Origin of the sequence: Maribacter thermophilus (genome assembly GCF_001020565.1) — a bacterium.
GTDB classification, from domain to species: Bacteria; Bacteroidota; Bacteroidia; order Flavobacteriales; family Flavobacteriaceae; genus Maribacter; species Maribacter thermophilus.
Window position 1 is genome coordinate 3,042,569 of record NZ_LDAS01000001.1, and the last position, 12,466, is coordinate 3,055,034.

A 12,466-nucleotide genomic window follows, 5' to 3' on the forward strand; every position below is an offset into this window, starting at 1 on the left:
TCTTAGATCATGGGGCACGCACACGATCATCATGGGCACGCACATAGCCACCCCAAAGTAGAAGGAAAGAATCTGGTCATTTCCATTTTCTTGAATATACTCATTACGGTATCACAGGTAATAGGAGGAGTTATTTCGGGTAGTCTCTCTTTACTTTCTGATGCGCTTCATAATTTCAGTGATGTACTTTCATTGATTATTAGTTATATAGCAAACGTTCTTTCTAAAAAAAAGGCCTCTGCCAATAAAACTTTTGGTTATAAGAGAGCTGAAATCATTGCTGCCTTTGTAAATTCTGCTGCCTTAATTGTGGTGGCCATTATTTTGGTGAAAGAGGCTATAGAGCGTTTTATGGCTCCTGAACCTGTGGAGTCTAACCTTGTAATATGGTTATCATTATTAGGTATTGCGGCGAATGGATTCAGTGTTTTTCTATTAAAAAAAGACGCGGATAGCAATATGAACATGAAATCTGCCTATTTACATCTTCTTACCGATATGATGGCTTCTGTAGCAGTTTTAATAGGTGGGTTGTTAATGAAATTCTACCAATTATATTGGGTAGATCCCGCCCTTACATTTGCCATTGCAATTTACTTGATATATATGGGGTATGATCTTTTAAAGGATTCAACCAGGGTACTAATGCTGTTTACACCAAATACCATACAAGTACAACAAATAGTATCCACTATTTGTAAGATAGATAATATAAAAAATGTACACCATGTTCATGTTTGGCAACTAAATGAAGATGAAGTTCATTTAGAGGCACACATAGATTTTACTTCGGATATAAGAATTTCAGAGTTTGATGAAATATTAGAGCAGATAGAAGAAGAGGTTTACCATAAACACGGTATTAATCATGTGAACATTCAACCGGAATTTGGAAAATGCGATAGTAAAAAAATAATTGTTCAAGATTAATGATAACAATAACAATAAAGACATTTGATGAACTTGATACTCTTGAATTGTATAATATATTACGACTGCGCAGTGCTGTTTTTGTAGTAGAACAAGATTGTGTTTACCAAGATGTAGACGGTAAGGACCAAAAAGCCCTTCATGTTATAGGTAAAAAAGAAGGGAGAATAGTAGCCTATACAAGAATTTTTGGACCTGGCGACTATTTCGAAGAAGCTAGTATAGGTAGGGTAGTAGTAAGTCAGGAAGAAAGAAAGTTCGGTTATGGTATAGATATAATGAAAACTTCTATTAAAGCTGTTCACGAACATTTAAATGAAAAGAAAATAAGGATATCGGCACAAAAATATTTGACCAAGTTTTATAACTCATTAGGTTTTCTGGAGACCGGTGAAGAGTATTTGGAGGACGGTATACCGCACATTGCCATGATATGGGAATAAAAAAGGCATCTTTTAGATGCCTTTTTATTAAGTAAGAAATTCTGAATACTATATTTTAATAGGTTCTTTGTTACTAAGGTTAATATCCTCCAACATCATATCGGTGAATTTATAATGGCCCTTGGTAGTTATAATTCTAAACCTATTAGAGTTCATTCTGCTCAAAGTATCCAAAAACAACCATTTACTTTTTAACAACCTTGGTTTTTCTGATTTAAGACTAATGTCAAAGAAATACTTTCTACCATTTTTTATAGCTACAATATCAGGTGTAATCTTATCACCAGCACCTTTTCTACTATAAGATTTGGGCTTTTCATAGCCTTCCATATCTGCTTTGATGTTCTCAAAACCGGTGGCTTCCAAATAGTTAATAGATTTTTCTATGAATTCCGTATTTTCTGATTTATCTAATTTTACCATAATCTATAAGATATAAAATTTTTAGAGAAATCCAAACTAAACATGCTGATTAACAGCTTTTTAATAGTAAAAAAGAGGATTATTAGCATATAAAACCAAGAAAGGATCAACACAATCGTTTTGCAATACCGTTGTTAATTAGAAAATCTAACTTTAAAACAAGGTTTAAAGGTTTTTCTACTTTGTTATTTTTAGAATAATAAATGTAACCTTCTGATCTAGAGTCTAATTCATTTAATATTATTTTGCCGTGGGGTTTTTTACTGTGGCTCCATCTTTTTGAAATGGACAATTCGGAAACACCTTTTTCCTTCAATAGACAAATAAGTTTTTTTCTATTTACAATGGTTATCTTACAAGAAGTAAAGGTGTCGGGTTCGTCTTCATATATAGCTGTAATAAGCGCATAGAAATCTGTTTTTTTAGAAAGATCGAACAACCAGCCCTTTTTAGCTATATTATTTTTTAAATAGCTTATTTCAAAGGCAAAAGTGGGTAGATCTTCGTTTATGTAATCTAACTGTGCTTTTTCATCGATGGCATATATTTTTCCAGATATTTTATTGGTAAACAACACATCGATACCTTCAAGTTGTTTTTCAATGTCGCCAATGCGATGGTAGTTGTAATATTGTATATATTTTAAATAATAAGAATCTATAAGCAGCGCCAGCCGTTTTTCTTTGTTTAAGTCCGATTTAAAATGACTTTTCAACTGGTGCTTATTTTTTCATGAAGTGTAATGGCAATACGGTTTACAATACCTACGACTAAGGCATTGCCCATAAAAAAGGCTCTTTTGGCATCGCTAATGCCCTCTAATTTTGTGTGGTCGTCGGGAAACATGTTTAAACGTTCCAATTCAATCGGGGTTAACCTTCTTAACCCCTTGTCACTTTTGATTACATGTTTAAACCTAGATGGGCTTTTGCCTCCTTCTCCTGTGATAATGGTACGGGAAGCTTTGTCCAGGGCATCCGGAAACACCATACCCCCTTCACTATAATTATAAGTATATCCGTTTTTGGCTGTCCTTACCTCTTTTTTAGCCCCTTTTAGATACTCCCATTTAGGTAGATCATCGTTAGAAATATAAAAATCGGGTGTTACTTCGCCATTTTGAAGTATATCTCTCAACACCATTTTTTCACCGTCGTAAGAAGCGGTTGTTTTTATGGTGGCTACTTTTCCGTCAATAAACGCCCCCGTATTCTCAAAAGGAGACAATTTTTTGTTTTTGTTAAAGGTCTCCGAGATGGTGACCAGGTCGTTTTCCAGTGTAAAAGAAGAGACACTTTTCACAGGATCCTGTACTGGACAGGCCTTGGCCAATGTACCTTTGGTATGAATCCACTTCAAAGGATCGGTCTTCTTTAATTCTTTATAAAGTTGGGTGGTTTTGTGGTAACCCAGAAAAAAAACACGTCTTCTTCGTTGCGGCATACCATATTCTGCCGCATTTATGACCCGCCATTCTATGGCATAGCCAAGCTCGTCCAAACTCTTCAACATTATGGCAAAGTCTCGTCCTCTTTGATTGGACGGAGATTTGAGCAAACGATCTACATTTTCTAAAAATAGATATTTTGGAGGGTTTTTCTTTTCAGAAAGAATACGATGAATGCTCCACCAAAGCACTCCCTTTTTGCCAATCAACCCTTTCGAATTCTGTAAAGTAGTAGCAACAGAATAATCTTGGCAAGGGAATCCGCCTACTAATAGATCCGCATCTGGAATTATTGATGTTGGTACTTCAGAAATATCCGAATTCATATGGTTTTCAGAACCAAACCTAGCTTCATATACCATAGATGCATGTTGGGTTTTAGTACTGGGCTCCCATTGATTGCTCCAAACAACCTCATAATTACCTGTTTCTTCCAGACCTAATCTAAAACCGCCAACTCCGGCAAAAAGTTCTATTACTTTGAGTTTTTTCATGCGTGGCTAAGTTAGCCAATTTATATAATGAGATCCAACAGTAATTTTATTGAAAACAGGTCTTATTCTGTATTTTTACTAAAAAAAGTATATGTTTTTTAAAAGAACCCTTCTCTTTTTGTTGCTAACGATCACTTTTGCATGTCAAGATAAGACCGTGAACAATAACGATCTACAAATGTATATAGGCCAAATAAAGAACCAATTTGCGCCGGACAAGCGAGTAGCACTTTTTAATATAGAAGCATATAATGACAATGGGACTTATATTTTAAGGGGAGAAAGCAATAAGAAGGAAGCTGTGGATCAACTAAAGAAAACACTATCGCTTAAGAATATAGATTTTATAGACAGTGTTCGAATATTGCCTTCTAAAGATTTAAAAGGAAAAGAAAATGCCCTAATAACTATTTCGGTGGCCAATCTTAGGAGTGCACCAAAACATTCTGCAGAATTATCTACCCAAGCAACATTGGGCACACCTGTTAAAGTATTAAAAAAAGAAGGCGGATGGTACTATATACAAACGCCCGATAAATATTTGGCCTGGGTGAATGCCGGTGAAATTTATATGTTGGACAATAAGGAATTGAAAGTTTGGCAGCACAAGAATAAAATAATATATACCCATACCTATGGCCACGCATATACGAATAAGGAGAGTAAAGAGAGGGTTTCAGACCTTGTCGCAGGAAACATATTGGAATTGGTCGAAGAGGATAGTACATTCTATAAAGTTAGGTTTCCTGATGGCAGGGAGGCTTATGTAGAAAAGGAAGAAGCGGAAAATTATAATAGCTGGCTCAACAGATTGGAAAAGAACGTAGATGCCCTAGTGGAGACCTCTAAAGGGTTAATGGGGGTTCCATATCTTTGGGGAGGCACTTCTACAAAGGGTATGGATTGCAGTGGTTTTACCAAAACGGTGTATTTTTTAAACGGAGTAGTAATACCAAGAGACGCATCACAACAAGTACATGCGGGCAAACCCATAGATTCGGTTAAGAATTTCGACAATTTAGAAAAAGGAGATTTGTTGTTCTTTGGTAGAAAAGCGACCGATTCAACAGCAGAGAAGGTGGTACATGTAGGCATGTGGATCGGTAACAACGAATTTATTCATGCTTCTGATAGGGTTCGAATCAGCAGTATGGACAAAGAGGCCGATAATTATGACGAATATAATTTGAATCGCTATTTAAGGACGAATAGAATTTTCAAGGAAGAGGACGAAGCTTTGATCAATCTACAACGAAATTTTACCTTCGACAGTAGAAATTGATAGAAAAAACAACCCTAGGCTGTTTTTTAGGTAAAATAGGCAGATAGAATATGGAGTACAGATGGTTTATAGGAGGGTCCGAACATATTTAAATGGACCAACAAATAATAAAGTTGGTAAATATCCTGTCTTTCCTTCCAACCGTTTTCTAAAGGAAAGTACTCATTGTAGGCATCATAGAACGAATTACTAAATCCACCGAACAACTTCGTCATTGCAAGGTCTACTTCATTATGTCCGTAATAAACGGCAGGGTCTATAAGGTATGGAATACCGTCGTCACTTATTAGGTAATTACCACTCCATAGATCTCCGTGCAACAACGCCGGTGTAACGTTGGGGAAGAGTTGTTCACAACGCTTTAAAAGCCATTCTTGAGAAGGTATTTGTTTATATGGTAGGTGGCCATTGTCCACGGCTGTTTTTAATTGTGGAATTAGGCGCTCATGAGCGTAAAATGAAGCCCACTCGTTATGGGTACTGTTAGATTGTGGTAGACTGCCTATATAATTGTCGTTTTCACCCCCAAATATTTTCACTCCACAAGACTTATGTAAAGCTGCGAGCTGCCGTCCCAGTATGGCCATATAGGAGGTGGTGGGTGTTCTACTTTGTATAAATTCCATTAGTAGAAAAGCTTTTTCTCCTATTTGATCACAGTCATATGTTTTGGGCACTGCTATGGTCTTAGAAGCCGCGATAACCTCTAAACCTATTTTTTCCGCATGTAATAACGGGGTATTGTCAAGGGTATTTACTTTACACACAAAACGATCTGTTACGGTCTCTAGAAGGTATACTTCTGAGACATCACCACCCGACAAAGGAGCCACCTTTTTTAAAACAACACCAAGCAATGTTGAAATATGCTCAAGCAGTTCTTTGTCCATAAAGGTTTATAATGTAAACTTCATATCTTTTCTTGCGATGGAAAATCCTTTTTCCTTTACCAGTTTGGTCGCTTCACTATGTTCGTCCAAAAGGGGATTGGTGTGGTTAAAATGAATGAAATATACTTTCTTTTTGTCTTGTGGAGATAAGGAATCAAAAAGAGACATGCTTTCAATTACAAAAGGATGGGGTATTTCAGAGATATCCCTATTATTTATTTCTTTGGCATCGAAGAAGGTAGCATCCAAAAAAGCATAATCCACTTCTTTTATTATAGACCTTATATCTGTTTTCCAAATATTCCATTTATTGATGTCGGGTATAAATAGAAACGATTTATTGGGGCCAATAACTTTAAAACCTACGGTTTCTGAATATTCGTCCCTGTGGGGAACCTTGTATGGTAGTACCTGTATACTATTTGTTAAGGGCAGTAACTGTTCATTTTCTATTGCAACAAGTTTAATGTTCTTATCGGATACCAATTGGCTCCACGGACCATTTGTAGAAAGAAAGTCGCTCATTTTGGGCATGGCATATACAGGAACATCCTTAGCGTTGGTGGCCTCCTTTCCTAAATACATTAAACCGGTATAATGTCCAATATGGGCGTGTGTAATAAAAATGCCGTTGGGAATGTCGCTCGTGGCCCAATCGGTACTTTCTTTTAGGCTGTGCAATTGGTACGTCATATCTGGGGTAGCCTCAAATAGAAATGTTTTTTGTTCCAGATTGTCTATTAAACCTAAAGAAACGACCTTTCTGGATTGATCCTCGCTATCGAACAACGACTTACAACAGTCCTTTTTACATGCAATATGTGGAGATCCGGCATCCTGTACATTACCTAGTACAACAAGGGAAATACCGGTGTTGGGTTTTAAAGGTTCTTTTTGGGTAACCTCATTAGTGTCTTTTTTGGTTTGTGTGCAGCTAAGAAGCAGCATTGTGAAAGCATAAAAAACAGGTCTTGAAAACATTTATTCCGCAGTTAAAAATTCACGTATATCCTTGCTCAACATAATTAAATCGGGTTGGTGGGTATACATCATATGCCCGGCTTCATAATAGTGCATTTGTACACGGTCTTTTACGATACCGTTTCTGGCAAAGGTATATTCAGCATCAAAGAAAGGGGTAATCAAATCGTAATAACCACAGGCGACCATTACCTTCATTGCGGTATTTCGTCTCATGGTTTCCCCTAAATCTGGGGCGGTATTTACAGGCATAGGCTCCCAATATTGGCCATCGGGAACCGTTCTCCATCTCCAATTGGAGCCACCACCAGAGGTTATATAGGGTCTATCCATTTTAACCTGTAATACAGAAGCAAAATAGTGGTTGAGACTTGCGGTATAGGCCGCGCTTATTTGATAGCTTGCCGGATCGCCCAAGTGTGGGCCTTCTGAAACCTTGTCGGCCTCGTCGCCCATAAACCTCCCGTCTAAACGGCCAATGGCCAAACCTTTGTCCGCTAACAGTTGTTTTTGAAAACGCCTCATTAATATTCTTAGGTTAGAACGTAGAATATATGTTTTGTCCAAACCGGTAAAATAAGCCAGTTTTTCTGCAATGGCATCCTTTTCTTTTGCCGTTAGCAATTCGCCTTTGTACAAGGCGGGGGTATATGTATTATAGGTAAACGCTCTACATTCTTGTGCAAAAGCTTCCAATGTTTTGCCTTGTCCTGCTTTTTTGTGGTACCAGGCCGTGGCGGCCATACTGGGCAAATAGGTAATAAAGGAAGTAACGTTATTGGCAACCGAGGTAGACCCGGCATAATCTAAGGCCTGTGAAATAAGAATCATACCGTTTAAGGCCATATTTTGGCCAGAACCCTCCAAGGCTTTTCCCAATGCCGCCGCCCTTGTGGTCCCATAACTTTCACCTGCCAAGTATTTAGGTGAGTACCAACGTTGGTTTTCTGTAACCCATGTGCGAATAAATTGAGCGAAAGAATTTACATCTTCCTTTAGGCCATAAAAATCCTCCCCTTTTCCTTTACCTACCAAACGGCTATAACCGGTTCCTACGGGATCTATAAAAACCAGGTCGGTGAGGTCTAACAAGGCGTGCTCGTTGTCTACTAAATTATATGGGGCGGCACCGTCGTCTTTTTTAGCATCTGAATCTACTTTTATGATCTTAGGACCAAAAAAACCCATGTGCAACCACATAGAGGCTGAGCCCGGACCCCCATTAAAAACAAAGGTTACAGGTCTTTTGGTAATATCGCCAACAGGTGTTTTTGTATAGGCTACAGACCAAATGGTTGCAATGGAATCTCCTTCTTTGTTAACAAGAAAGGTTTCTTTGGCCGTTGCCTTATATTTAAGGCTTTTGCCCCCAAAAACACCTTCGTGGGTGGTTACAAAAGATTTTGCTTTAGGAATGGGCTTAATATCCTGTTCGGATTTTTTGCCTTGGGCATGCGAGAAAAAACAAAAAAGTAAGCAGGTGGATAAAAGCAGTCGGTATTTCATTGTTTGGTCTAAGATAGTTTCATAATGTTCATTTAAAATTAATGATAATATTTGAACGGGTGTTTTTTTCATTTAATTCCTGTACATTTAAATGGCTTTTATTCAATGTATTTGATTTTTCTTATAAATGAACCCCGGTGTATTACTCCTAAATTAATCACATCCGGTATAAAAAAGTATCGTCATGAAAAAAAGAACACACAGACTCTTTACGTCAATATTGTTGTTAATGTTATTAGGAGGCTATACACAAAAAACTTTTGGTCAAAGGAAACATGTAGGCAAAGTGGTATTGGCCATTTTTGCCCATCCGGACGATGAAAGTACAGTAGCACCAATATTATCGAAATACCATAGGGAAGGTGCCAAGGTGCATATTGTAATTGTAACCGATGGTAGGTATGGCACCAATGATTATCATGATCATAAGGCCGGTGAAGCACTAGTGGCCACAAGAAAGGAAGAAATGAAATGTGCCGCTTCACAACTGGGGGCCGAGCTGATACATTTAGATTATCACGATCAATTAAAGGCCGGAGAAGGATATGATGGTCATGTACCACACGCCCGTAAGATGATAAGGGATTTAGGCGAGATTGTAGACAACATACGACCAGATGCGATTATTACTTGGGGTCCGGATGGGGGGTCTACACATATGGACCATAGGTTGGTAGGGGCCTCGGTAACCCAGGTTTATCTAAGCAAAGATTACGAAAAACCCATGTCTCTCTTTTATTATGGCACCCCTACGGCATTTTTAGATGATGCTGAAAGCAAACTATTAAGAGGTCAGGCAAGTAAGTTTTTAAGAACTAAAATTTCGTATACAAAAGAAAATCTGGAGAGGGCCTATGACTCTTACAAATGTCATTATTCTCAAATAGACCCAAATATGACCAAAGAGGATTTTGTTGCTAGAAAAAGTAAGAACGGAAGGGTCGTTTATTTAAGAAAATTTGAAGCTCCAAAAAACGACACCAATTCGATATTTGAATAATATTATCATTTTAATATAATTTAAGGACACATAAAAGATAAAAAAATACAAAAACTGACATGAATTACAATCAACGTAATTTTTCTGTGAAAGCATTTATAATGAAAAAAGAATTGGCAACGGTATTTTTGGTACTGTTAGGATGTGGTGCTGTTTTATCTCAGCAAACCAACGACGGATGGAAAAATATGTTCAACGGCACTAATTTGGAAGGGTGGACCACCAAAATCCACCATTATGAGGTAAATGATAATTATGGTGATACTTTTAGGGCCGAAGATGGTATGATCAAAGTTCGATACGATAATTACGAGGGGCAGTTCAACGACCGTTTTGGGCATTTGTACTATAACCAACCATATTCTGATTTTCACTTGGTAATGGAGTATAGGTTTGTGGGCGAATTGTTTCCCGGAGCCCCAGAATATACTTTAAAGAACAGTGGCATAATGTTTCATTCCCAAGACCCTAGAACCATGTTAAAAGAACAAGATTGGCCTATTTCTGTAGAAATGCAGTTTTTAGCCGGCATTGAAGAAGGCAAAAAACGTCCTACTGGAAATATGTGTTCGCCCGGCACAGATGTGGTATATCAAGGTAAAATAGACCCTAGGCATTGTATTAGCTCATCATCTGACACGTATTTTGGAGACCAATGGGTAACTGCAGAGCTTATTGTTTTACACGATTCTTTGGTGACCCATATCATTAACGGTAAAACCGTACTTCAATATACAAAGCCACAAATAGGAGGAGGAGTGGTCAATGGATATGACCCAAAACAAAAAGTGGACGGCAAACCTTTAAAAGAGGGTTTAATCGCTTTACAGAGCGAGGGTCAGCCGATAGACTTTAAAAACATTAAAATCAGGAACCTTAAGGGCTGTATGGATCCCAAGGCCATTAATTATAAGGCGTATTATAAAGTGGCCGACAACAACAGCTGTGAATACGAATAAGTATTATAAAAAAGGTTTGTCCGTATGTAGAAAGTTGCTACTACAGGCTCTGAACCCTTTCTGCATTTAACCGGAGTTTAGACGGTACTTTTATTGAAGAATGGATTTGTACTTATTGTTGTTGCCCAACAACTCTGTAGCGGCCAAGATGGCATCATCATTATTTAAATAATATTGATAAAGTCCGTTACGATAAAAGTAACGCTTAACGATTTCGTCCTCAAGGTTTTTTTGAATCTCGTTTTGGTATTTGTCCAAAGCACTGATTTTTCCTTTTTGTATGTTGGCCAAAAGTGTTTTGTAACTATCTTTTACTTCTTGCCCCAAAAAGTCGTTTTCTTCTCCCGACAATGCCGTTTTAATCGCTTTTTCGGCCTTGGTCTCAAAAGAAAAATTACTTTGTCTTACAAAGGCTTTAAACTCGTTAAAATCAGAATTGGTGAACTTGAAATTGTCAACGTTCTCTATGTTGTGGTTAAAGTAATAATTGGTGGCATAATCAAAAATTACATTGTTCTGAAGCAAGGCCATGGTAAGGTCGTTCGTTTTTACGGTAGCGACTTCAATATCGGGCAATACACCGCCACCATCTTGTACCTTTCGGCCATTTCTGGTGGTAAAGTCATTAAACTCTGTATGGCGGGTAGCATTGCCTTTTTCATCCCTGTTCCAATAATCCAATGCTTGGATACATCTACCCGAAGAGGTATAATATCTAGAAATGGTTACTTTCAGTTGAGTGCCATATGTCAATTTTAAGGGTCTTTGGACTAACCCTTTACCAAAACTTCTGGCGCCCATGATTACGGCCCTGTCCAAATCTTGTAAACTTCCGGAAACAATTTCACTTGCTGAGGCACTGCTTCCGTTCACTAGCACCACAAGAGGAATTTCAGCATCTACGGCATTTTTTGTGGTTCTGTATTCCTTGTTGAACTTTTTTACTTTCGATTTGGTGGTAACGATCAATTCTCCTTTAGGCACGAACAGATTGGTAACGTTGATGGCTTCAGATAATAATCCGCCAGGGTTATCACGAAGATCTAAAATAATGCGTTCCGCTCCTTTTCCCTTTAGGTCTAACAGGGCATCCTTGGTTTGGGAAGAGGCTTTAGCGTTGAACTTTGATAATACAATATAGCCAGTTTTATCATCGACCATTTCATAAAAAGGCACGGCATCTACCTCTATGCCCTCACGGGTTATGGTAGTACTGCTTATCTTACCTTGTCTTTTATAGATTATGGATATCTCTGAGCCATTGGCACCTTTTAATAGTTCGCTGGCATTGTCCTTAAAATCCGCAACTTTTACATCGCCAATTTGTATGATTTGGTCTCCCGCCTTTAGCCCGGCTTTATCTGCGGGGTATCCTTGGTGCGGTTCTATGATCAACAAACGATCTTTATAGGTTCTTACAAGGGCACCTATACCAGAATATTCGCCCGCATTGTTAATGCGATAAGATTCTACATCTTGCTCGTTTAAAAACTTGGTATATGGGTCAAGTTCCTCTAACATGTTTTTGATGGCCGTATCCATCAACTCCGCCGGATTTGTTTCATCCACGTAGTTCATGTTAAGTTCCTTAAAAAGGGTCGTAAAGATTTCTATCTGTTTTGCTATTTCAAAGAAGTCACTTTTAAAACTACTTCCAATTACAAGAAAAGTTACTGCAAGAATGGGAACAAGTACTCTTTTACGCATTATTTTTTTCATTGATTTGGGCATTAAACTTTTGTAAAAGCAGCTTCATTTTTGATTCAACATCAACAAAAGCCGGTATTTCTTTTCCAAGGTATAAAAATAGAAACGCAAACTTGTCTTCAGTATTGTTAAAAACAATGGCTTTGTTGAGCCTGTACGACTCTCGTAGCAGTCTTTTGATCTTATTTCGATGAACGGCACGTTTAAATATCTTTTTTGGGACCGTAACCGCCGTCTTGATCTGTGTTTCTTGAATATCCGTTTTTAGGTAAATCAATTTTAAGGGGTAGACGGACAAGTTTTTTCCTTCGAGAAATAATTTACCAATCAGCTTATTGCTTTTCAGTTTTTCTTTCTTCCCAAAGGAAAAATCTTTTTTAGTACCCGTCTCCTCCATTAGTTTT

At 37.8% G+C, this 12,466-nt stretch carries 13 protein-coding genes; 5 read left to right on the top strand and 8 right to left on the bottom strand.

Going from position 1 to position 12,466, the window contains the following annotated elements; all coding sequences use genetic code 11:
• Positions 1–9: 9 nt before the first annotated feature.
• The gene (locus AB657_RS13070; RefSeq protein WP_047246895.1) at positions 10–930 is read left to right on the top strand and encodes a cation diffusion facilitator family transporter; all 921 of its coding nucleotides are present in this window, start codon (positions 10–12) and stop codon (positions 928–930) included.
• Complete coding sequence (locus AB657_RS13075) at positions 930–1,373, top strand: GNAT family N-acetyltransferase (RefSeq protein WP_047246896.1); 444 nt, start codon at positions 930–932, stop codon at positions 1,371–1,373. Before AB657_RS13070 ends, AB657_RS13075 begins: the two co-directional genes overlap by 1 nt.
• A 48-nt stretch (positions 1,374–1,421) precedes the next feature.
• On the opposite strand, the gene AB657_RS13080 is transcribed toward AB657_RS13075, so the two are convergent.
• The 3 genes from AB657_RS13080 to dcm form a co-directional block, all read right to left on the bottom strand.
• Positions 1,422–1,796: a hypothetical protein gene (locus AB657_RS13080; RefSeq protein WP_047246897.1), complete on the bottom strand. Its 375-nt coding sequence runs from the start codon at positions 1,794–1,796 to the stop codon at positions 1,422–1,424.
• A 106-nt stretch (positions 1,797–1,902) separates the two neighbouring features.
• A complete protein-coding gene (locus AB657_RS13085; protein ID WP_047246898.1) occupies positions 1,903–2,511 on the bottom strand; it encodes a hypothetical protein in 609 nt (202 codons plus the stop codon).
• A complete protein-coding gene (dcm, locus tag AB657_RS13090) occupies positions 2,508–3,737 on the bottom strand; it encodes a DNA (cytosine-5-)-methyltransferase (RefSeq protein ID WP_047246899.1) in 1,230 nt (409 codons plus the stop codon). The genes AB657_RS13085 and dcm overlap by 4 nt, the downstream gene beginning before the upstream one ends.
• A 91-nt stretch (positions 3,738–3,828) precedes the next feature.
• Here dcm and AB657_RS13095 point away from each other — a divergent pair, with 91 nt between their 5' ends.
• Positions 3,829–5,019, top strand: a complete 1,191-nt coding sequence (locus AB657_RS13095; protein WP_047246900.1) for an SH3 domain-containing C40 family peptidase — start codon at positions 3,829–3,831, stop codon at positions 5,017–5,019.
• Positions 5,020–5,045: 26 nt separating this feature from the next.
• Here AB657_RS13095 and AB657_RS13100 read toward each other — a convergent pair whose 3' ends face one another.
• From AB657_RS13100 to AB657_RS13110, 3 genes are read right to left on the bottom strand one after another with little or no spacing between them, the layout of a single operon-like run.
• A complete protein-coding gene (locus AB657_RS13100; protein ID WP_052958706.1) occupies positions 5,046–5,909 on the bottom strand; it encodes a fructosamine kinase family protein in 864 nt (287 codons plus the stop codon).
• 6 nt (positions 5,910–5,915) lie between these two features.
• Positions 5,916–6,890 carry an MBL fold metallo-hydrolase gene (locus AB657_RS13105; RefSeq protein WP_052958707.1) on the bottom strand — a complete coding sequence of 325 codons (975 nt, stop codon included), beginning with the start codon at positions 6,888–6,890 and terminating at the stop codon, positions 5,916–5,918.
• Positions 6,891–8,468: a S10 family peptidase gene (locus tag AB657_RS13110; protein WP_232304882.1), complete on the bottom strand. Its 1,578-nt coding sequence runs from the start codon at positions 8,466–8,468 to the stop codon at positions 6,891–6,893.
• Positions 8,469–8,580: 112 nt separating this feature from the next.
• Between AB657_RS13110 and AB657_RS13115 the strand changes: the two genes are divergently transcribed.
• Positions 8,581–9,396, top strand: a complete 816-nt coding sequence (locus AB657_RS13115) for a PIG-L deacetylase family protein (RefSeq protein WP_084696431.1) — start codon at positions 8,581–8,583, stop codon at positions 9,394–9,396.
• A gap of 59 nt (positions 9,397–9,455) precedes the next feature.
• Positions 9,456–10,355 (top strand): 3-keto-disaccharide hydrolase, encoded by a 900-nt coding sequence (locus AB657_RS13120; protein WP_232304883.1) that lies wholly within the window; start codon positions 9,456–9,458, stop codon positions 10,353–10,355.
• 90 nt (positions 10,356–10,445) lie between these two features.
• Here AB657_RS13120 and AB657_RS13125 read toward each other — a convergent pair whose 3' ends face one another.
• The gene (locus AB657_RS13125; RefSeq protein ID WP_047246903.1) at positions 10,446–12,074 is read right to left on the bottom strand and encodes a S41 family peptidase; all 1,629 of its coding nucleotides are present in this window, start codon (positions 12,072–12,074) and stop codon (positions 10,446–10,448) included.
• On the bottom strand, positions 12,055–12,459 hold the full coding sequence (locus tag AB657_RS13130; protein WP_047246904.1) for a ribonuclease P protein component: 405 nt from the start codon (positions 12,457–12,459) through the stop codon (positions 12,055–12,057). The genes AB657_RS13125 and AB657_RS13130 overlap by 20 nt, the downstream gene beginning before the upstream one ends.
• Positions 12,460–12,466 lie beyond the last annotated feature (7 nt).